The 19,440-nt window shown below is 68.0% G+C and carries 22 protein-coding genes; 10 read left to right on the top strand and 12 right to left on the bottom strand.

What is annotated here, in order from left to right; genetic code table 11:
- Positions 1–404: 404 nt before the first annotated feature.
- Entirely contained in the window at positions 405–1,094 is a 690-nt protein-coding gene (locus ABMY26_RS36340; RefSeq protein ID WP_372400608.1) for a DUF2076 domain-containing protein, read from the top strand.
- Between the two features lie 426 nt (positions 1,095–1,520).
- Here the strand turns inward: ABMY26_RS36340 and ABMY26_RS36335 are convergent, their stop codons facing one another.
- Positions 1,521–2,885: a nucleotide sugar dehydrogenase gene (locus tag ABMY26_RS36335; RefSeq protein ID WP_372400606.1), complete on the bottom strand. Its 1,365-nt coding sequence runs from the start codon at positions 2,883–2,885 to the stop codon at positions 1,521–1,523.
- Between the two features lie 231 nt (positions 2,886–3,116).
- Here ABMY26_RS36335 and ABMY26_RS36330 point away from each other — a divergent pair, with 231 nt between their 5' ends.
- The 5 genes from ABMY26_RS36330 (at position 3,117) to ABMY26_RS36310 (ending at position 7,131) form a co-directional block, all read left to right on the top strand.
- Positions 3,117–3,989, top strand: a complete 873-nt coding sequence (locus ABMY26_RS36330) for a hypothetical protein (RefSeq protein ID WP_372400604.1) — start codon at positions 3,117–3,119, stop codon at positions 3,987–3,989.
- Positions 3,990–4,316: 327 nt separating this feature from the next.
- Positions 4,317–4,526: a hypothetical protein gene (locus tag ABMY26_RS36325; protein ID WP_372400603.1), complete on the top strand. Its 210-nt coding sequence runs from the start codon at positions 4,317–4,319 to the stop codon at positions 4,524–4,526.
- A gap of 124 nt (positions 4,527–4,650) precedes the next feature.
- Complete coding sequence (infC, locus tag ABMY26_RS36320) at positions 4,651–5,115, top strand: translation initiation factor IF-3 (RefSeq protein WP_372400601.1); 465 nt, start codon at positions 4,651–4,653, stop codon at positions 5,113–5,115.
- Positions 5,116–5,456: 341 nt separating this feature from the next.
- On the top strand, positions 5,457–5,825 hold the full coding sequence (locus ABMY26_RS36315) for a hypothetical protein (RefSeq protein ID WP_372400599.1): 369 nt from the start codon (positions 5,457–5,459) through the stop codon (positions 5,823–5,825).
- 79 nt (positions 5,826–5,904) lie between these two features.
- Positions 5,905–7,131, top strand: a complete 1,227-nt coding sequence (locus tag ABMY26_RS36310) for a D-alanyl-D-alanine carboxypeptidase family protein (protein ID WP_372400598.1) — start codon at positions 5,905–5,907, stop codon at positions 7,129–7,131.
- Between the two features lie 60 nt (positions 7,132–7,191).
- Here the strand turns inward: ABMY26_RS36310 and ABMY26_RS36305 are convergent, their stop codons facing one another.
- A complete protein-coding gene (locus tag ABMY26_RS36305; protein ID WP_372400597.1) occupies positions 7,192–7,626 on the bottom strand; it encodes a helix-turn-helix domain-containing protein in 435 nt (144 codons plus the stop codon).
- Between the two features lie 90 nt (positions 7,627–7,716).
- On the opposite strand from ABMY26_RS36305, the gene ABMY26_RS36300 reads away from it, so the two are divergent.
- Positions 7,717–9,975 (top strand): heavy metal translocating P-type ATPase, encoded by a 2,259-nt coding sequence (locus ABMY26_RS36300; RefSeq protein WP_372400595.1) that lies wholly within the window; start codon positions 7,717–7,719, stop codon positions 9,973–9,975.
- A 40-nt stretch (positions 9,976–10,015) separates the two neighbouring features.
- Entirely contained in the window at positions 10,016–10,483 is a 468-nt protein-coding gene (locus ABMY26_RS36295) for a DUF411 domain-containing protein (protein WP_372400593.1), read from the top strand.
- Between the two features lie 19 nt (positions 10,484–10,502).
- On the opposite strand, the gene ABMY26_RS36290 is transcribed toward ABMY26_RS36295, so the two are convergent.
- The 4 genes from ABMY26_RS36290 to ABMY26_RS36275 all read right to left on the bottom strand — a co-directional run bounded on the left by ABMY26_RS36290 (position 10,503) and on the right by ABMY26_RS36275 (position 14,147).
- Positions 10,503–11,744, bottom strand: coding sequence for an HAD-IIIA family hydrolase (locus ABMY26_RS36290; protein ID WP_372400592.1), 1,242 nt, complete (start codon positions 11,742–11,744; stop codon positions 10,503–10,505).
- A 243-nt stretch (positions 11,745–11,987) separates the two neighbouring features.
- Entirely contained in the window at positions 11,988–12,365 is a 378-nt protein-coding gene (locus ABMY26_RS36285) for a minor capsid protein (protein WP_372400591.1), read from the bottom strand.
- 66 nt (positions 12,366–12,431) lie between these two features.
- Positions 12,432–13,676, bottom strand: coding sequence for a PHB depolymerase family esterase (locus tag ABMY26_RS36280; protein ID WP_372400590.1), 1,245 nt, complete (start codon positions 13,674–13,676; stop codon positions 12,432–12,434).
- Positions 13,677–13,727: 51 nt separating this feature from the next.
- Entirely contained in the window at positions 13,728–14,147 is a 420-nt protein-coding gene (locus ABMY26_RS36275; protein ID WP_372400732.1) for a CopG family transcriptional regulator, read from the bottom strand.
- A gap of 286 nt (positions 14,148–14,433) precedes the next feature.
- On the opposite strand from ABMY26_RS36275, the gene ABMY26_RS36270 reads away from it, so the two are divergent.
- Complete coding sequence (locus ABMY26_RS36270; RefSeq protein WP_372400589.1) at positions 14,434–15,243, top strand: transglutaminase family protein; 810 nt, start codon at positions 14,434–14,436, stop codon at positions 15,241–15,243.
- A gap of 106 nt (positions 15,244–15,349) precedes the next feature.
- Here ABMY26_RS36270 and ABMY26_RS36265 read toward each other — a convergent pair whose 3' ends face one another.
- The 6 genes from ABMY26_RS36265 to ABMY26_RS36240 form a co-directional block, all read right to left on the bottom strand.
- Positions 15,350–15,712 carry a hypothetical protein gene (locus ABMY26_RS36265; RefSeq protein ID WP_372400588.1) on the bottom strand — a complete coding sequence of 121 codons (363 nt, stop codon included), beginning with the start codon at positions 15,710–15,712 and terminating at the stop codon, positions 15,350–15,352.
- Positions 15,713–15,715: 3 nt separating this feature from the next.
- Complete coding sequence (locus tag ABMY26_RS36260; protein ID WP_372400587.1) at positions 15,716–15,970, bottom strand: hypothetical protein; 255 nt, start codon at positions 15,968–15,970, stop codon at positions 15,716–15,718.
- Positions 15,967–16,302: a hypothetical protein gene (locus ABMY26_RS36255; protein WP_372400586.1), complete on the bottom strand. Its 336-nt coding sequence runs from the start codon at positions 16,300–16,302 to the stop codon at positions 15,967–15,969. The genes ABMY26_RS36260 and ABMY26_RS36255 overlap by 4 nt, the downstream gene beginning before the upstream one ends.
- 474 nt (positions 16,303–16,776) lie before the next feature.
- Positions 16,777–17,490, bottom strand: a complete 714-nt coding sequence (locus ABMY26_RS36250; RefSeq protein ID WP_372400585.1) for a YsnF/AvaK domain-containing protein — start codon at positions 17,488–17,490, stop codon at positions 16,777–16,779.
- Positions 17,491–17,540: 50 nt separating this feature from the next.
- Entirely contained in the window at positions 17,541–17,960 is a 420-nt protein-coding gene (locus ABMY26_RS36245; RefSeq protein WP_372400584.1) for a YsnF/AvaK domain-containing protein, read from the bottom strand.
- Between the two features lie 58 nt (positions 17,961–18,018).
- A complete protein-coding gene (locus ABMY26_RS36240) occupies positions 18,019–18,543 on the bottom strand; it encodes a hypothetical protein (RefSeq protein ID WP_372400583.1) in 525 nt (174 codons plus the stop codon).
- Positions 18,544–19,079: 536 nt separating this feature from the next.
- Here ABMY26_RS36240 and ABMY26_RS36235 point away from each other — a divergent pair.
- Entirely contained in the window at positions 19,080–19,349 is a 270-nt protein-coding gene (locus ABMY26_RS36235; protein ID WP_372400582.1) for a hypothetical protein, read from the top strand.
- Positions 19,350–19,440: the final 91 nt, after the last annotated feature.

The raw sequence follows: 19,440 nt of genomic DNA, 5'->3' as shown, positions 1-19,440 counted from the left end.
GGCGGCACGCCGTCCACAGCGTGGCTTTCCTCTCTCCTGCGATCTTTCCGATGTGTTCTTCCGGAAGGAAAAGGCGAACGGGGCGTCTTGACAGGGGGCGGGGGCGGGGCCACGTGCTCATCACCTGGATCCGGGCCCCTCTGGCGACTTAGACGTGGTCGCGATGTCGGATCTCTTCACCTGCTCTTGCGCCGACGGGCGTGACCGCACTTGGAGGGACAGATGTCCTCGACCCTGAGATCCCGCCCCCGGCTCCCGAAACTCCCCGTCCCCGCTAGCGCCCCTGGCCGCTCCTGCCGCCCCCTGTGCGCGGCCGGCATCCGCGCAGCATTCGGGACTGCCGGCGCCCGGACTGCCGGCACCCTGCCCCATCGGGGCGCGGGGGCGTTTTCCGCAACCTCTTCATGAAGACGAGCATCGCCATGGACCAGACCGAACGCCAGATCATCGACGACCTGTTCGCCAAGCTGCACCAGGCCGAGGCGCAATCCGGCCCGCGTGATCCCGAGGCCGAGGGGCTGATCCGCGACCGGATCGCCCGCCAGCCGGCAGCCCCCTATCTGATGGCGCAGGCCATCGTGATGATGGAACAGGCGCTCGCCGCCAGCCAGTCCCGCAACGAGGAGCTGGAGCGCCAGCTGCGCGAGCGTCCTGCCGCTCCCGCCGCCGCTCCGTCCGGCGGCGGCGGGCTGTTCGGCAGCCTGTTCGGCGGCAGCGGCAAGCCCGCCCCGCAGCCGTCATATCCGGCCGCCGCCCCGGCTGCCGCTGCCCCCTCCCCCGCCATGCCGGCCGGGTCGCCCTGGGGCCGGCCGCCGGCCGCCACCCCGGCTTACGGCGACCCGCGCGTCGCCGGCTACGCCCAGCAGCCGCGGGCCGGCGGCGGCTTCATGGCCGGTGCCATGCAGACCGCGGCCGGCGTCGCCGGCGGCATGCTGATCGGCAGCGCGCTCTCCAGCATGTTCTCCGGCGGCGAGGCCATGGCCCAGGAGGCCACCACCGCCGCCACCGATGCGGCCACCGCCGCCACCGATCATGCCGAGCAGGCGGTGGAAGACAGCGGCTGGGGCGATTTCGGCGGCGAAGAGGAACTCTGATCCCGGCCCACGGGAGGGGGTCGGCCACCCGGCCGGACCCCTCCTGCCGCATTCCCATCGACTTAATGTCCCCTATCGGGAACTAATTCCTATAAAATGGCGTCGGATCCAGCGTCTCACGGAGCCGACGCCATGCCCGCCGCCTTCGACGTCCTCCACCGGGACCGCCTGCCTGTCCTTCCCCTTCCCCTTCTGCTGCCGTGGCCGGCGGATGGAACGGAAGCGCGGGGTGTGTTTCACGCTGTTCCATCCTCATCCGCCGTCGGGCCGGCGGATGGAACGGGAAGCGTCGGCGTGTTTCATGCTGTTCCATGCTCCGCCGCCACCACCACCACCGCCGTCGACAGGGCTGCGGATGGAACAGGATCCCGCCCCCTGTTTCACGCTGTTCCAGATGCCGGCCGGTGCCTCTTCCCCGCCCCGGCGTCAGGCCTTCACGATGCGGTCGGCGAAGCCCTCCACGGCGCGCATGGCGTTGCGGGTATCGACCACGAGCGGGCAATGGGCGGCCAGGCTCTGGTAATCGACGACGTCATGGTCGGTCACGACCACCGCCGCGTCGAAGCCTGCCAGCGTCCCGGGTTCCCAGGCGATGGAGGCGCGGCCGGCGAGCGCCGCATGCTCGCGGGTGACCGGCAGCACCGGGATGAAGGGGTCGTGGTACTCGACCGCCGCCCCGCGCTCCAGCAGCATCTCCATCAGCCGCAGGCCCGGCGATTCCCGGCTGTCGTCGACGTTCTTCTTGTAGGCCATGCCGACCAGCAGGATGCGCGCGCGGCTCAGCCCGATCCCGGACCGGCGGTCGAGCGCCAGGGCGAGGCGGTCGACCACATGGCGCGGCATCATCGTGTTGACCTCTCCCGCCAGCTCGATGAAGCGGGTGGAGATCTGGTACTCGCGCGCCTTCCAGGTCAGGTAGAAGGGGTCGATCGGGATGCAGTGGCCGCCCAGCCCCGGGCCGGGATAGAAGGGCATGAAGCCGAAGGGCTTGGTCTTCGCCGCCTCGATCACCTCCCAGATGTCGATGCCCATCGGCTCGAAGACGATCTTCAGCTCGTTCACCAGGGCGATGTTGACCGAGCGGAAGATGTTCTCGGTCAGCTTGGTCGCCTCGGCCGCCCGCGTGCCGGACACAGCCACCACCTGCGGCACCACCTGTTCGTAGAGCGCCACCGCCAGCCGCCGCGCCCCCTCGTCGTCGCCGCCGACCACCTTGGGGATGGTGCTGGTGGTGAAGGTGATGTTGCCGGGATCCTCGCGCTCGGGCGAATAGGCCAGGAAGAAGTCCCGGCCGCTGGCAAGCCCGGTCTGCTCCAGGATCGGCCGCATCACCTCGTCGGTGGTGCCGGGCCAGGTGGTCGATTCCAGCACCACCAGTTGGCCCGGCCGCAGCCGGTCGCGGATCAGGCGGGTGGACGCCTCGACGAAGCTCAGGTCCGGCTCGCGCTGCGGCGACAGCGGCGTCGGCACGCAGACGATCACCGCGTCGCAGGCCGCGAACGCGTCGGCGTCGGTCGTCGCCCGGAACCGCCCGGTCGCCACGGCCTGGGCGATCCGGTCGTTCCCGATCTGCCGGATGTAGGAGCGCCCGCCGTTCAGCGCCTCCGTCTTCGCCGGGTCGATGTCGAAGCCGACCACCGTGAAGCCCGCCCCCGTCAGCGCCAGTGCCAGCGGCAGCCCGACATAGCCGAGCCCGATCACGGCGATCCGCGCGCTGCGGCTGCGATAGGCGCTTTCCAGGGCTCCGATGTCGGAAGCCTGGATATCGGGCGCGGTGTCCGGTGTGCTCATCATGCCGTTCCGTATCGACGCTTTGAAATGGGGGAGCCGGCTGACCGGACGGCTGTCCCGCCTGCGGCAGCGGAATGTGTGACGGTCGCCACGGCTTTGCGCAACCCCCCGTTCCGCCCCCCGCTCCGCATCGGGGCCGTTGGCCGGTCCTTTGGCCGCTTGGGCCGGAAACCCTGGCATCGGGACCGCGAAGGGTGGCAGTTTCCCTCGAACCGACGGATGCCGCCCGCCATGACGCCCCCTCCCCCTTCCCTCCTGCCCCAGCAGATCGCCCCGGCGGACGGCCGCCAGTCGGCGCTGACTGCCCGTCATCTCGGCGGCGACCCGGAGGCGCTCTACGATTATTTCATGGCCCTGCGCGGGGAGAGCGACCGGGCGCTCGCCGCTCTGCCGCCGGCCGGCGGCAAGCCCTACCCCTATGGCCGGTGCGAGGAGATCACCCGCGACCTCTTCGCCCGCCTGTCGCAGCGTCTGGCCCGGCCGGACGGCCCGGTGGAGCAGGCGCTCCGCGCCTTCGTCGAGGATGGCGGCATTCTGCAGAGCGTCTGGGGTGTCCTGCGCGAGCAATATTTCCAGAACGCGCTGCAGGTCGGCTCCCTCTATGTCGACGTGTCGAACGACACGGTGGTCGTGACCAAGCCGAAGGTGGAAATCCTGCCGATCGAGGCGTCCGGACTGGTGCCGGTGCGCGATCTGGCGCATTTCCGGCAGACCGCCGAGCGCTATTGGGGGGCGATTCTCTATGCCAACCATCTGGTGCCGACGCTGGCGCCCCTTCTGCCGATCCTGTCGGTCAGTCCCGGCCGTCTGGTCCCCGGCCTGCAGTCGGCCTGCGACTATATGATCGGGCTGATGTGCCGCGACCGTTTCCAGGATGCCGAAGGCTGGCTGGAGACCGGCCCGCCGCCGCCCGGGGAGTTCGCCACCGCCTTCCTCGCCACCGTCCCCGCAGATCTGCGGCCGCTGACCGGCGAGGGCCGGCTGGAGGCGGTGGCGGCCTGCCGGCGTGCGCGGGATGCCGGCTGCTGGGCGGAGCCGGACTGGCGCACCGCGCGCGTGCTCGACTACCTGCGGCTGACACGTTGGGCCGCCGCCCGGCGGTGACGGCGGGATCGGATGGTGCACGAGGCGCCGGCCCCGCGATGTTTTGAAACCACGGCTTGAAAATCACCGCCCCCATCCCCATCTGCGAACGTGGCCGGCACCGTGTATGCGGTGCGCCTCCCTGCCCTCTCCGGTTCATCGAGGGGGAGCCTTGTTCCAGGGAGCGGCGGCTTTTTGGGGGCATGCCCGTTCCGGGGTCCGCCCCGCTTATCGGAACCTGTCCCGCGGCGTCCGCCGCGGCGGTTCCTGTTTCAAGATGTCACACACACGAAGAGCCGGCCGGCCCCCGATCCTTATCGGTCCGCCCATCCGGCCTGGAGGATTTTCATGACGACCCCGTTCCATTCATCCGACCGCCATTTCATCCCGCAGTCCGCCATCCCCGCCCTGTCGGCGCCCGGCATGGCCGCCACGCGTTTCGCAGCAGCCAAATTCGCCGCCGCGAAGGGTCATTCGGCGGATTCCCGCTACCAACCCGAACCGTCCGGCTTGACCCGGGGCGAACTGCGGCAGATTGTGCTCGACATCCTGGGCTGATCCTGGTTTTCCGGGCAGGCCCTTTTTAACCCCTCCACGACCACAGGAGATCACCATAGCCAAGCTCTACGACGCGGACCCCGTCCGCGAAGGCCCGCGCCTCAACCGAGAAATCACCGCCCGCATGGTCCGCCTGATCGGCGCCGACGGGGAGATGGTCGGCGTGGTCCCGCTGCGCCAGGCGCTCGACGCCGCCGCGGACGCCGAACTCGACCTGGTCGAAGTGGCGCCGCAGGCGGAGCCGCCTGTCTGCAAGATCCTCGATTACGGCAAGTTCCGCTTCGAGGAGCAGAAGAAGGCCAACGAGGCGCGCAAGAAGCAGAAGATCATCGAGCTGAAGGAAATCAAACTTCGGCCGAACATCGATGACCACGATTATGACGTGAAGATGCGCTCCGCCATCCGCTTCATCGAGGAGGGTGACAAGGTCAAGATGACCATGCGCTTCCGCGGTCGCGAGATGGCGCACCAGGATCTCGGTCTGAACGTGCTCGTCCGTGTGCGCGACCAACTCCAGGACATCGCCAAGGTCGAGCAGATGCCCCGGGTCGAAGGTCGCATGATGGTCATGGTTCTGGCCCCGCGCTGAGTTTCCGCGCGAATTTCCGTGCGAGAGACCGGGTCCGTAAGGGCGAAGGGGAATCCGCGGGGCGGCATGCCGCCCCGCCCCTTTTCCGTGACGCCGGCCCCTTTTCCGTGACGATTGCATGATCGCCGCATGATGGTGGCAAATCCAACCGCCATGCCCGGCCACCTCCCCGAATCGAGCCCGCCAACCGGATGAGGCCTTCCGGCCGGTTGTTCTTGCGAAAATTCCCATGATACGATGGAATAGTACCTGACTATTCGCATTGGGTTATTGACCCTGTCAGCATCGGCCGTGGATTATCGGGCGTCATGTCTTCTCCCGTGTCCTGGAAAGCCGTTGTGATGAAGGATGAGCGTACCGTGTCCGCCTGGGAGCCCATCTCGGGCGAACGCCGGTTCCAGTTGCTGGTCGGCAGCGTGGGCGATCACGCCATCTCCCTGCTCGACCCCGATGGGATCGTCGGCAGCCATTTCTCCAACTTCTGCACCGGCGAGGACCGCGCCGCCGGATTGCGCCGACCTGAACATGCTGGTGGCCGGCCTGTGGGACCTGCTGCGCTGGTCGGTGGGCGAGGCGATCCGCGGCTGGATCGTCGGCTGGCGGAGATGGCGCAGGCGTGCGATCCCGGCCTGAAGGTGCCGGTCCTTACCGGCTATGCCTTCCGCGCCATGGTGCGCGGGATGGTGGGAACGCCGATGGCCGCAAGGTGACCGACCCGCTTGCGGGAGAAACGCAACATCGACAGCGCCCGCGTGGCAGCGGGGCGTCGCCAACCGCCGGACCCAGACGATGCTTCTGCCCGCCCGCGCCTCGACGTCGCTTCTCCTGCTGCTGATCCTGCTGGCGGCCTTGCTCGCGGCACCGCCCGTTGCGGCCAAGGCCGGCCGCAAGGCTCCCCGGTCTCCGGTCGCCGCCGAGATCGTGATGGACGCCGGCAGCGGCGCGGTCCTGCAGGCGCGCAATGCCGATACCGCGACCTACCCGGCCTCGCTGACCAAGATGATGACGCTGATGCTGACCTTCGAGGCGCTGGAGCGCGGCACGCTGCGGCTGAACCAGACCCTGGTGGTGTCGCGGCATGCCGCGTCGATGCCGCCGTCGCGGCTGTGGCTGGCACCCGGCAGCACGATCCCGGTGGAAAAGGCGATCCTGGCGCTGGTCACCCGCTCGGCCAACGACGCCGCGGTGGTGCTGGCCGAGGCGTTGGGCGGCAGCGAGACTGCCTTTGCCGCCAAGATGACCGCCCGCGCCCGTGCTCTCGGCATGCGCCGCACGGTGTTCCGCAACGCGTCGGGGCTGCCCGACCGGCTTCAGCGGACGACGGCGCGCGACATGGCGATCCTGTCGCGTGCGCTGATCCGTCGTCACGCCACCCACTACGCCTATTTCCAGCGCCGCAGCTTCGACTGGCAGGGCGGCACGGTCTACGGCCACAACCGCCTGATGGCGCGCTATCCCGGCATGGACGGCATCAAGACCGGCTACATTGCCGCATCCGGCTTCAACCTTGCCGCCTCGGCGGTACGGGACGGCCGCCGCCTGATCGCCGTGGTGATGGGCGGGCACAGCGCCGATGCCCGCGACACCCGTGTCGCCGATCTGCTGGACGCCGGCTTCGACCGCCCCACCAGCCCCTCGCGGCCGGCCCCGGCGCGGCCAGTCCAACCGGATCTGGTCATCACCGGCCGCAGCGCTTCGGCAGCCGAGCGCAGCACGGCGCTGAGCGTCGCCGTGCCGACGGCGAAACCGGGTGCCGGAGCGAAGTCCGCCGCTCTGTCCTCCAGCCCCTGGGGCATCCAGGTCGGCGCCTTCTCGACCCAGGCCGCGGCGCTGCGCAGCGCCCGCGAGACCGCCAAGCGCCTGGGGACCGCCGCCGCCGGAGCCAGTCCCGAAATCGTCCGCTCCGGCGGTCTCTACAAGGCGCGCCTGACCGGGCTGGCCGCGGCGGACGCAGCCACCGCCTGTGCCGCCCTGAAAGCCGCCGGCCAAGGCTGCTTTGCCGTGAAGGGGCAGTGAGGCGCGCGCAGACGCACGTCCTGGCCGCACGTCCTGGCGGTTCCGGTGTGAAGAACGGCCTCAGTGCCGTTCGTGCAGGCAGTGGGCATGGTCGGCAAGCACTTCGATGACGTGGCAGCTGCGCACCTCCCCCTGTCCGCACTCCTCCACCATCCGCCGCACCTCGTCGCGCAGGGCCTCCAGCCGGGTGATCTTCGACTCGATCTCCGCCAGATGGGCGCGGGCCAGCTGGTCGGCTTGGTCGCAGGGTTGGGCCGGCTGGTCGGCCAGGGCCAGCAGCCGGCGGATCGCCTCCACCTCGAAGCCCAGCTCGCGGGCATGGCGGATGAAGCGCAGGCGCCGGACCGAGGCATCGTCGTAGGTGCGGCGGTTGCTGCCGGTGCGCGGCGCCTCCGGCAGCAGGCCGATGCTCTCGTAATAACGGATGGTCGGAATCTTCACGCCGGTCCGCGCGGCAAGCGCCCCGATCGTCAGGCTGGGCGTCGGATTGGCCATTGGTCGAATTTCCCTCTTGATCCTCCAGTCGCTGGAGATTTTAGGCTCGGTATCCGTCGGCGGCAATGGGCCGGCAGAAGGAGCTTTGCCATGCATGGGATCGAGGACGACATCCACACCGGCGAGACCGGCCGCCGTACCAGCCGCTACCGGGTCTCCGGCATGGATTGCGGGTCCTGCGCCGCCAAGATCGAGACGGCGCTGCGCCGGGTGCCGGGGATCGAGGCGGTGCGGGTGTCGGTGCCGGCCGGGACGGTGACCGTCGCCCATGAGGCCGGACTGGCGGCCGACGCGGTGGTCCGGCCGCTGGCGGCGCTGGGCTATGGCGCCACCCCCGCCGATCCTGTCGAGGCCGGCCCGGTAGCGTCCTGCGGCGGAGGCTGTTGCGATCATGGACATGAGCATGGCCATGACCACGGGCACGATCATGTCGGCGAGCATACCCATACCCATTCCCAGGGCCATCCGCAGGGCGATGAGCCCTGGTGGCGCGGACGCAAGGCGCGGCTGACCCTGGCGGCAGGCGCCGCGCTCGCCCTTGCGACGGCCTTCGGCATGCTGGTTCCGGCGACGGCGCCCTGGGCTTTTCCGCTGGCGCTCGCCGTCGGGCTGGTGCCGGTGACACGGCGTGCCCTGGCGGCGGCGCGGGCCGGCACGCCCTTTTCCATCGAGACGCTGATGACCATCGCCGCCGTCGGCGCCCTGGTCATCGGTGCGGTTGAGGAGGCGGCGACGGTGCTGGTCCTCTTCCTGGTCGGCGAGTTGCTGGAAGGGGTGGCGGCCGGCCGGGCGCGGTCCAGCATCCGCGGCCTGACCGCGCTGGTGCCCGATACCGCCCTGCTGGAGCGGGACGGGGCGGCTCCGCAGACCGTCCCCGCCGCCGGCTTGGCGGTCGGCTCCGTCATCCTGGTGCGCCCTGGTGACCGGGTGGCCGCGGACGGGATCGTGCTGTCCGGCGCGAGCGCGGTCGACGAATCCCCGGTTACCGGCGAAAGCCTGCCCAAGCCCAAGGCCGCTGGCGACCCCCTCTTCGCCGGCACCATCAATGCCGAAGGTGCGCTGCGCGTCCGCGTCACCGCGGCAGCGCGCGACAACACCATCGCCCGCATCGTCCGGCTGGTGGAGGAGGCGCAGGAAAGCAAGGCGCCGACCGAACGGCTGATCGACCGTTTCGCCCGCTTCTACACGCCGGGCATCGTCGCGGTGGCGGCGCTGGTCGCCGTTGTGCCGCCGCTGGCCTTCGGCGGTGGCTGGGCGGAGTGGGTCTACCGCGCCCTGGCGGTGCTGCTGATCGGCTGTCCCTGCGCGCTGGTGATCTCCACCCCGGCGGCGATTGCGGCTGGTCTGTCGAACGGTGCGCGGCGCGGGTTGTTGCTGAAGGGCGGTGCCGTGCTGGAGGCGCTGGGCCGCATCACCGCCGTCGCCTTCGACAAGACCGGCACGCTGACGGAGGGTAAGCCGCGCATCACCGACCTGATCCCGTTCCAGGGAAACGAAGCGGATCTGCTGGCCGATGCCACGGCGCTGGAGATGGGGGCGAACCATCCGCTGGCCCGTGCAGTGCTTGCCGAAACAGCGGTACGCGGCCTTGCCCCGGCCGCGGCGGACGAGGTCACGGCACTTCCCGGAGCGGGGGTGCGCGGCCGGGTGGGAGGTGGCCGGTCAGGGGAACGGATGATGGCGCTGCTGTCGCCGCAGGCCGCCGGTTCCGTTCTGACAGCCGACCAGGCCGATCGGGTCGCAGCCCTCGCCCAGGACGGCAAGACGGTCTCGGTCCTGCTGGCCGGCGAGGCGGCCGTCGGGCTGATCGCGCTGCGCGACGAGCCGCGTTCCGACGCCCGCAGCGGGATCGAGGCGCTGGAGCGCGCCGGCATCCGGTCGCTGATGCTCACCGGTGACAACGCCCGGACCGCGCAATCCGTCGCCCGGGCCCTTGCGGTGGAGCCGCATGCCGAATTGCTGCCGCAGGACAAGCTGCGCATTGTCCGCGACCTCCAGGCCCGCGGCGAGCGGGTGGCGAAGGTCGGCGATGGCATCAACGACGCCCCGGCACTCGCCGCCGCCGATGTCGGCATCGCGATGGGCGGCGGCACCGACGTGGCGCTGGAAACCGCCGACGCCGCGATTCTGCACGGCCGGGTCGGCGACGTGGCGGCGATGGTGGCGTTGTCACGCCGCACCATGGCCAACATCCGCCAGAACATCGCATTGGCCCTGGGCTTGAAGGCGGTGTTCCTGGTCACCACCGTGTTCGGCGTCACGGGGTTGTGGCCCGCCATCCTGGCGGATACCGGCGCCACCGTGCTGGTCACTGCCAACGCCTTGCGCCTGCTGTCCGCCCGCTCCTGAGCGATGGAAGCAGTGTTTTGATCTTGTTTGGAGAATTGCGATGAATATGACGAGGCGGATGATGTTGCGGGGGGCCGCGACGGCGGTTCTGGCGCTCGGCCTCGGGGCCGTGGCGCTGCCGGGAGCGGTCCGCGCCGCGCAACCTGCTGTGGAGGTCTGGAAGGCCGCGGGCTGCGAATGCTGCGACGGCTGGGTGCGGCACATGCGCACAGCCGGCTTCGACGTGACTGTCCATACCGTCGACGACGTGACCCCGCTGAAGCGGTCTGCCGGCGTGCCTGACGAGCTCGGTTCCTGCCACACGGCGCGGGTCGGCGGCTATGTGCTCGAAGGCCATGTGCCGGCCGCCGACGTGACGCGGCTGCTCGCCGAACGGCCCCAGGCCCGCGGGCTGGCGGTTCCCGGCATGCCCCAGGACGCCCCCGGCATGGATATGGCCACCGGCCAGCCCTATCAGGTCATGCTGTTCGGCGTGGCCGGCGGTCCGCAGGTCTTCGCCCGGCATTGATCGTCCGACGTAGGACGCTTTATCGCCCGCCGGCCCACCCCGCCGCCGGTGAACTGTCTGCGGGGTGGGCCAGGATGCTGCTGACAACGGCATCAAGATCGCCGCCGCGGTAAAGCGTCCCTTCGATGCCTACCCGTTGCGCCGCCAGCAGGTCGGTATCGCGGTCGCCGATCAGGAAGCTGCCCTTCAAATCCACCGGCCAGTCAGCCATGGCCTGCAGCAGCATTCCCGGTTCGGGCTTCCTGCAGCTGCAGTCGGTCCGGTATGGCGGTTCGCCATGCTCGGGATGGTGCGGGCAGTGATAGAAGGCGTCGATGTGGGCGCCGACGGCGCGCAGTTCGTCCTGCATCCAGCGATGCAGGGTCCTCACATGCTCTTCGCTGTAATAGCCGCGGGCGACCCCGCCCTGGTTGGTGACGACGAAAACCAGGAAGCCCGCATCGTTCAGTCGCTTCACTGCCTCCTTTGCGCCCGGCATCCAGGTGATCTGGCCGGGAAGGTGTGCATAGCCGACATCCTCGTTCAACACGCCGTCGCGATCGAAGAAAGCGGCCCGGCGGCGGCTGCGGGCAGGAATGGTCGACTGGGCCAGGGCAAAGTCGTCGGGCACGCCGATGTCGAGGAAGAAGCCATCATAGACGCGCCCCTCGATCGCCTTCTCCGCCACCAGCCGGGGGAAGAGATCGGTCTCGATCGAGCAGGGCGAAGCCGGCAGCCGATCGATCACCCGGCGGTCGAGCAGATAGACGCCGCCGTTGATCAGTCCCTCTCCCCGCCCTCCCTTCCCGTGCATGGCGGCGACCCGGCCATCTTCCAGGGCGATGGCGCCGTAGCGGGCAGTGTCGGGAACCCGCCGCAGGGCCAGCCGGGCTAGAGTGCTGCCGTCGGCCGGCAGGGGGGGGGTGGCAAGGTCGTTGAGGTTGATGTCGAACAGTGTGTCGCCGTTGAGCATCAGGAATTGCGGGGCGAGCAGGTCCGCCACCGGCCGCAGGGCGCCGCCGGTGCCGGCCGGCTCCGGCTCCGCCACGCAGCGCAGCTGCAGGCCCGGGTGCCGCATCTCTTCGCAGAAACGCTCGATCTGCTCGCCGCGGTAGCCGGCCAGCATGACGATGTCGTCGAAGCCCTGCCGGACCAGCCCGTCGACGAGATAGGCCAGGAATGGCCGCCCTGCCAGCGGCAGGAGGGGCTTCGGCGTGTCGTCGGTCAGCGGCCCGAGCCGCGTTCCCCGTCCGCCGACAAGAATGACAGCCTGATGCACCATGGTTGCGAAGACTCTTTCTCTCGATCGGCCAGCCGGGACCTTCGGCGGGAAGCAGGCCTGGTTCGCGTTGAAGATCCGTCCGGATGTGCTGTTGTCAATCGGGATGTGGTGCTTCCCGTCCGCCGGATGTCCGGCCTGCCCGTTTCCCTGGATGGTTCCTGTTTCCCCGTCATCGAGTCCGTTTTTCTTCCTGGGTGAACCAAGCTTAGCCTTGGGTGCCGATGGCATGGGAAAACTATCCAGTCAGGCGAGACGCCAGTTGGCGCGGTAATTGACGATGAAGGTGAAGGCGGTTGCCGTTTCGTCATGAGGCAGCAGCGGCTCATGCTGGGGCAGGCAGGACATGACGAAACAGAGCCCGGCCGGGACTGCCCGCAGGGGCAAGGCATCGGCGATCGCCAGAGCCTTCGCCTCTCCGGCGAGATAGTCGGGATCCCGGGTCTGGGTCTGGAAGGAAAGCTTGCGAAGGCCTTGCGCATAGTCGCGCCGAGCCCCGCCGCGCGGCAGGAAGACCGATCCTGCGACATTATCATCCTGCGGCGCCCGCCCCAGGAACAATGACACCCCTTCGATCCCCAGCCCTTCGGCTTCGACGCGTTTGAGCAGTGCGTGCAACAGCATGTCGTCAAGCCTCCGACGCACCGGCGACGGAGGCTTTTCATTTGAGGGCGGATCGGCGGCCGGCGGTCAGGCCGGCGTTGCCGTCAACCGGTGTGCCAGGAAGAAGCGCATCATCTCCGCCGTCGCGTCCGGTCCCTGCGGGTCGGTATAGGAGCCGGCGGGGCTTCCGCCGGCCCAGGCATGGCCGGCCCCATGGATGCTCCAATGTTCGCACAGCGTCCGGCCGGAGGAGTCGGTGTGCAGGGTTCGGCTGTGGGCGCGCCGGCCGGGGGCCGCGCCCTGCTGCACCTCCGTACGCAGGCCGGTCGCGGTGGCGATCGCCTGGGCGGCCACCCGGTCGCCGTTGTTCGGATGGACGACGGCATCCCGGTCGCCGTGGAAGACGATGGTTGGGACCGGCCGGGCTGCCCGTGCGCCGTCGGGCCTTCCGCCGTTGCCTTGGCGCATTGCGGCAAGGGCGGAGGGAAGGTCGTGGGCAGCGCCGGCCGGCAGGCCGGAATGCACGCCGACCGCTGCATAGAGGTCGGGATAGGCCGTCCCCATGATCGCCGCCGCGGCGCCGCCGGCCGACAGCCCGGCGATGTAGACCCGGCCCGGGTCGACCGGATGGTCGCGCATGATCCGGCGGGTGATGCCGGCCAGCAGTTCCGGCTCGCCGCGGTCGCGCCGCTGGTCCTCGGGGTTGAACCAGTTCCAGCAGCGCTGGGCGTTGGCGGAGGCCGGCTGCTCCGGATAGGCGACGAGGATCCCATGCCGCTCGGCGAAGACGTTCATCCGGGAGCCGGCGGCGAAATCGTCGGGCGACTGGGTGCAGCCGTGCAGCATCACGACCAGCGGCCGCAGCCCGTCGCCGTGGTTGGCGGGTACATAGAGCTTGTAGGTGCGCGTCCCCGCCGCCCCGCTGTAGCTGTCCGTCACGAAGGATGCGCCGTCCGGCAGCGGGGCGGCGGCCGGGCGCAGGGCACCGGTGCCGCCGGCTCGGCCGCCCATCGTCCGCAGGCGCGTGGCAAGATCGCGCAGGGTTTCGCCCAATCCGGTTCTGACCAATCCGGTTTTCTGCCCCCTGCCCGCCCCTTTTCCCGGTCCGTCCGCGGGTTGGGCATCGCCTTGGGGGATGAGTTGGGGGGAGGAATCGAGTTTTTCGAACTCGCCTTCCAGGACAGTTGGAGCCGGTGCGGCCGTGGGAGCGGCGGCGCGCTCCCCCCGCAGCAGGCGCTGGACGAGGCCGGTCGCTTCGGTGAGACGGCCGGCCCTGGTCAGGCGGGCGACCTCGGCCATGCCGGGAAGGCCGGTGGGAGGTGTTTGGGGCATGTGGAGCTTTCTCGGTTCGGGGGGGGGCCGGGGACGGCGATGCCGCAGGCGTCAGCGGATGCGGTCGGCGAGTGCCGTTTTGACGGCTGCCGGCGCATGCAGCGCGCCCAGCACTGTCAGCGAGGCGATGGTGGCGCGGGCAAGCTCGGGGGGGACATCTTGGGCGATGGTGGCGAGCCCGAGGATACGGATGTCCAGCATCCGCCCTTCGGCCTGTACGGTTTCCAGGTCGGCTCGGCTGAAATGGCGCAGGCCCAGGTCCACGCTCTTGCGCGTCACCGTCTGCCGGATCACGTCGGCGTGCCGGTCGACCTGGTTGCGGATGGCGGTGCGGATGAAGTCGGTGCGGTTCGAATAGAACCCCTCTTCGACCAGCAGGTCGATATTGCCGAGATCGACATAGCCGAGGTTGATCGTGATCTTTTCGCTGTCACCCGCCTTCGGTCGCAGGTCGTGCACCGTGCCGTTCATCATTACCATCCATTTACCATCTGAATGGATGGTAAATGGATGGTGGAAGCCATGGCTTCAAGGCAGGCACCCATTTTCCCAACGGTCGTTTTCCGGAAGGAGAGCTGGCGGCGAAGACGGAGGTTGCCTTTGCCGCGCCTGACCATGGACAATGCTCCAGACATCCGGGCGATTCCGATGCGTCGGGCAATCTCCGGCCTCGGACCCGTTCCGGCCCAGTTCCAGGTTCCGTCCGATCCCTCCGGCCGCGGGTCGGCATCACCAATCTTTTCATCGGAGGGTCTTCATGCGCATACGCCTGGGCTACCAGTTGAACTTCAGCTTTCCCGCGCCCACGCCGATGATCGTGATGCTGAACGTGCATTACACGCGCGTCGGCGATCTGGAGCGGCCCGACCATATCGTCACCAGCGTGCCGGCGCCGATCCAGGGCTATCGCGACAGCTTCGGCAACTGGTGCAGCCGGCTGGTCGCGCCCGCCGGCCTCGTCACGATCAGCGCCGACAGCATCATTCGGGACAGCGGGATCCCCGATCCGGTCGAACCCGGCGCCGTGCAGCACCGTGTGGACGAGTTGCCGGCCGATACCCTGCTGTTCCTTCTGGGTAGCCGCTATTGCGAAACCGACGTCCTGTCGGACGAGGCGTGGCGGCTGTTCTCAGGGGCCGCGCCGGGTTGGGCGCGGGTGCAGGCGATCTGCGATTTCGTCCACAGCCACATCACCTTCGGCTACGAGCATTCGCGCCCGACGCGGACCGCCGCCCAGGCCTATGCCGAGAAGCGCGGGGTCTGCCGAGACTATGCCCATCTCGCCATTGCCTTCTGTCGCGCAATGAACATTCCCGCGCGCTACTGCACCGGCTACATCAGCGACATCGGCCAACCGCCCCCCTATGGGCCGATGGATTTCGCGGCCTGGATGGAGGTGTATCTCGGCGGCCGCTGGCATATCTTCGACCCGCGCAACAACGCTTCCCGGATCGGGCGCATCCTGATCGCGCAGGGGCGCGACGCGGCGGACGTGCCGCTCACCCACACTTTCGGTCCCAACACGCTGACGGGCTTCCAGGTCTGGACCGATGAGGTCGTCGCCTGAGACGCCGTTGATTTGCAAGAGAGATCTTGCGCCGTAGGGAGGGCCCCGGGGCGGAAAACCGAAGCCTCCTGCCGGCCGGTCACGGCCAGCCTATCCATTCGGACCATTATGCCCGGCCGGTCATCGCGGTCTCCGGGCCGGCTTTTTCCAACACCATGGAAGGGGCCGGCGGGACGGGCGCGCGGGCGCGTTCCCGCCGCGGCAACTGCGCGGTCCGGTGCAAATCCTCCACCCAGGGCGACGGGTAGGTGTCGGTGCCGAAGACCCAGACGGTGGCGGTGCGGCCGTCCGCCGTGCGCAGCAGCACACGGGCGTCATGGCCATCCTTCCCGGCATGGTTGGCGGCCTGCACCGCAGCGATGAGCGCGCCGACCTGTCCGTTGGGGAAGGGGCCGTAGCGTTCCCCTTCCAGCACGATGAACCAACCGTCCGTTCGGCACGATACGATGTAATGGGCTGACAGGCTCATGGATCATTGCTCCTTGAAGGCGGTTGCGAAGGCGTTTGTGCCGGCCGCGGCCCGGGCGATGGTGAGGCGTGTCAGCAAGGCGCCCCGCAGCAGGCTGGCATGGCCCGGCGGCGGATAGGCTGGGGGAAACCGGTCGGGCAGCGCGCCAGGGAGCACCGGATGCCAGCGACGTTCGGCATCCACCCAGCGCACCTGTTCGCGCAGCACGTCGGCGCCATGGGGGCACCGTCCCTCGATGGACCGGAATGGGGGGATCATGGCCGCTTCTCCGGTTGGAAAGCCGGCGGCAGGATGCCTGCCATGGATGGAACCGTTTCCGAAGCCGCCGGGCGGAGGGCGTCGGCGGCGGCCTGCGGCATTCCGCCGTCGTTCGCACAGGACCAGCGGAGATGGCAGCGCTCTCCTGCCGCCGATTGCGCCAGCACGACGCTGGCGAAGCCGAGGCGTTCCGCCGCCTGGGCTTCGCGAATGGCCATGGCGAGCGCATCGGCCTGATCGGCGCAGGGCGGATAGACGAATCCGTCCGCCCGGACGATCCAGCCGGCATGGGTTTTCAGGATGAAGAAGGCAAGCCTTGTCCTGGCAGCCATGGAGGTCCTCCGATCTGGGCCGGAAGCCCGTCTGCCCGACCAACCGGACAGCCGCCTTCCGCCTTGGTTTGCGGGCGGCGTTCCCGACTGGTGCGGGACCTCATGGAACGGCTGTGGAAGGATGACCCTGCTTTCCGCCGCTCTTTCCGCCAGTTGGGCCGGGCCGATTTGTCGGCTATGGGGGCGGCGACCATGCCGTCCGGATCGGGTCATGCCAGGCAAGTCTTCGGATCCATGATCCTCAGCAGAAAGGGACGAGCCTGGAACAGTTTCAGCAGATTCCAAATGGTGCTCTGACGGACTGTTTGCAATGTTCATTGCGTGGCGGCCTTGCCGCATGCAGCAGCCCGCCCCAGCCGCAACCGGGAAGGTTGCGGTCAAGGCGGGCTGGGCATCCTGCGGGCGATTCTGCCCCGTCGGCACGTGACGTCGATCGGCGCCTGGCGGGTCACCAGTCGATCCGCACTTGCCGGATCAGCGCTTGCCGGGCTTGCCGCCGACAGGCTCCACCTTGACGTCGGTGCGGCGGGCGACAGCCTCGACGGTCTTCTCCTGCTCGGAGGCCGTCTTGGACAGGACGACCTCCTCGACCACGCGTGCCTCCTTGGTGATCTCCGGTGTTTCGGAGGTCGCCGTCAGTTCGACGGTCTTGTCCTCGAAGGCGGCCTTTCCCTCGTCCGGGCTCAGGGCCCGGTCGACCGTGCGACGCTCGACGTCTACCGTCTCGTCGCGCAGCATGATGGTTTCCCGCACCGGGGTCTCGGTGACCTGCGATGTGAGCTTCATCCCGCCCTTGGCGACCCGGCGCTTGCCGATCCCGATCTCCTCGTTCACCACCTGGAGGGTTTCCTCCTCGACGTTGCGGCTGCCGGACGCCTTCTGCGATGCCGGAGCGGCGGGCAGATCGATGGCCCCGTTCTTGTCGAGGATCGCCTCCGCGGCGTCGGCATCCTGGTCGGCGATGTCGGCCGCCACCAGGGTGTGTCCCTGCCGGACGGCAGCGCCATACCGATCGGCCAGTTCCTTGCGGAAGCCGTGTCCCAGCAGGCCCTGGGCAGCCTTGTCGGCGCTGTCGGCGCCGCCGAAGGTTTCGATGTCCTTTTCCTGGCAGCCCGCCGCGATCAGGGCCTGGAAGGCCTTCTTGGCGGAACCGGTTTCCTTGTAAAGTCCGACGACGATCGTGCTCATGATGCTCTCCGTTTGGATTTTGGGTGTTTTGGATGGATGCTTGAAGCGTTTCAGGCTGGCCGTTCCGCGGGATCGTTCACCGGAGCGTCCGGAGTGGGGTCCTGTTCCACGATGACCTCCTGACGGCGCACCGTGATGCGGTCGGTCATCTTGCGGCTCGTGGTGCGGCGGGTGATCCGGACCTCCTCCACCAGCTTCAGGCGGACCTCGACGGTCGCCACCTCCTCGATCACCGAGATGATGGTCGTGTCGCCATCCTGGCGGTCGGGGATCGGATGATCGACGAACCGTCCGATGGGAACACGCTCGACCTCCAGCGTCTCCACCGTTAGCTCCGCTTCGACAGGCTGCATGTGTTCATGATTGACGGTGCGGGCGCGAACGGTCCCGGTCACCTGTCCGCGCTTGTGCAGGGTCACCTGCTCTTCGACGGCGAGAAGCGTCTGCGGCCCATTTTCAGAACTGGTCAACGGAGGTCCTCCTGCGGCCCTGATGGGCAGTCGATTGGAACGACGGCCGCACGGGGCGTCAGGCGCCGAACCGGCCGGGGCTCTGCTTCTTCACATCGTCCGTCAGGCGTGACGCGGCCTGGGCGACGCGGACATTGACCTCGAAGAAGGCCAGCCATCCGCCGAGCAGGTAGCGGTTTCCCGCCTGCACGATGTCCAGCGGCCCCTGTGCGCGGAGCATGCTGCCCATCATCTCGTTCTGTCGTTCGACGGCCCGGTTCATGAAGGTGACGGCTTCCGAGAAGGCCGTTCCATAGCCCGCCGTCAGGGCGCTGCCGAGTTCCGTTGCCCGATTGAGGGACTGTTCGGCCGCCCGGCCAACATCCGGAATGCTTTGACCATTGCCGGCGCCGGGCAGCTTCGGCGGCCAGGGCCTTTGCTGCTGGCCGACACCGCGGGCGCCTTGCATGGCCACTGCGTCGGCTTTCGGTGCATGCTCTTCGCTGGCGCTGCGGATGCTGCGTCCCTTGGACATTTCCGTTTTCGTTGCAGTTTCGTCGCTGGCGCTGCGGATGGTGGGGGTCGTATGTGTGCCGTCGTCCATATCGTCTCCGTTGTGTATTTTGGGCTTTTGAATTTCTGGAAGGAGCAGGGAGCGTTGCGCTCGACCTGAATGACTTATGCGTATATTATGCTGCGTTGCGAAAAATCAATATACGATCAAACAAAAATCGGATATTTGCACTATAAATAGTTTGAGAAAAAGATTTCAGTCCCAAAATTTATCATTTTTGATTTGTTAAGTTAATGATATAACGGCAAAAATCATCAATAAATTCGATTTCACAATTTTTGTTTCAGCAATATTTATAAAAATATGTTGGCTTTTCGTAAATATTTTGGTGTTTTCGGTATCCATCGACGCCGACGGGCTTGCTTGGACGGTGCATCTTGAGCTGCACATGACGACGGGCGGTCACGGTTATTTCGAGAGAGCGAAGAATGGTCTGCCTGGATGAAGGCTCGACAAGCAGGAAAGCCGACAGGGTGTATCATATAAGATATTCATCACTCATGATGAGCAGCCGCCACTCCGCTGCAGCCCTCGCTGCCGCCTACCCTTTCATGGAAGTTCCTTCGATGACCAGCCGTACGACTGCCGTGACCGTCGCGTTCGCCCACCCCTTCAAGTTCCGCAACATGGACGAGGAGCGTCCGGCGGGTTCCTATTCGGTGGAGATCGACGAGGAACTACTGGAATCGCTCTCCTTCGCCGCCTACCGCCGCACCGGGGCGTGGATCCGCCTGCCGTCTGGCCCGGGCGGGAGCGGCATGGAGCAGTTGGTACCCATCGAGCCCGATGAAATAAGCGGGTCTTTGGAGACGGCGATCGCGGCCCGCGTCATCTGATGCATCGAATTCATTGAGGACCACCGGGACTACTTTCCTGTCCGGGTGCATGTGCATGGTGCTTTGGGTGTCTGCGAGCAGCCGTTACGCA

It is taken from the genome of Azospirillum sp. HJ39 (assembly GCF_041507355.1).
In the GTDB taxonomy this organism is placed as follows: domain Bacteria; phylum Pseudomonadota; class Alphaproteobacteria; order Azospirillales; family Azospirillaceae; genus Azospirillum; species Azospirillum thiophilum.
This window is presented reverse-complemented; position numbering and strand designations above follow the sequence as displayed.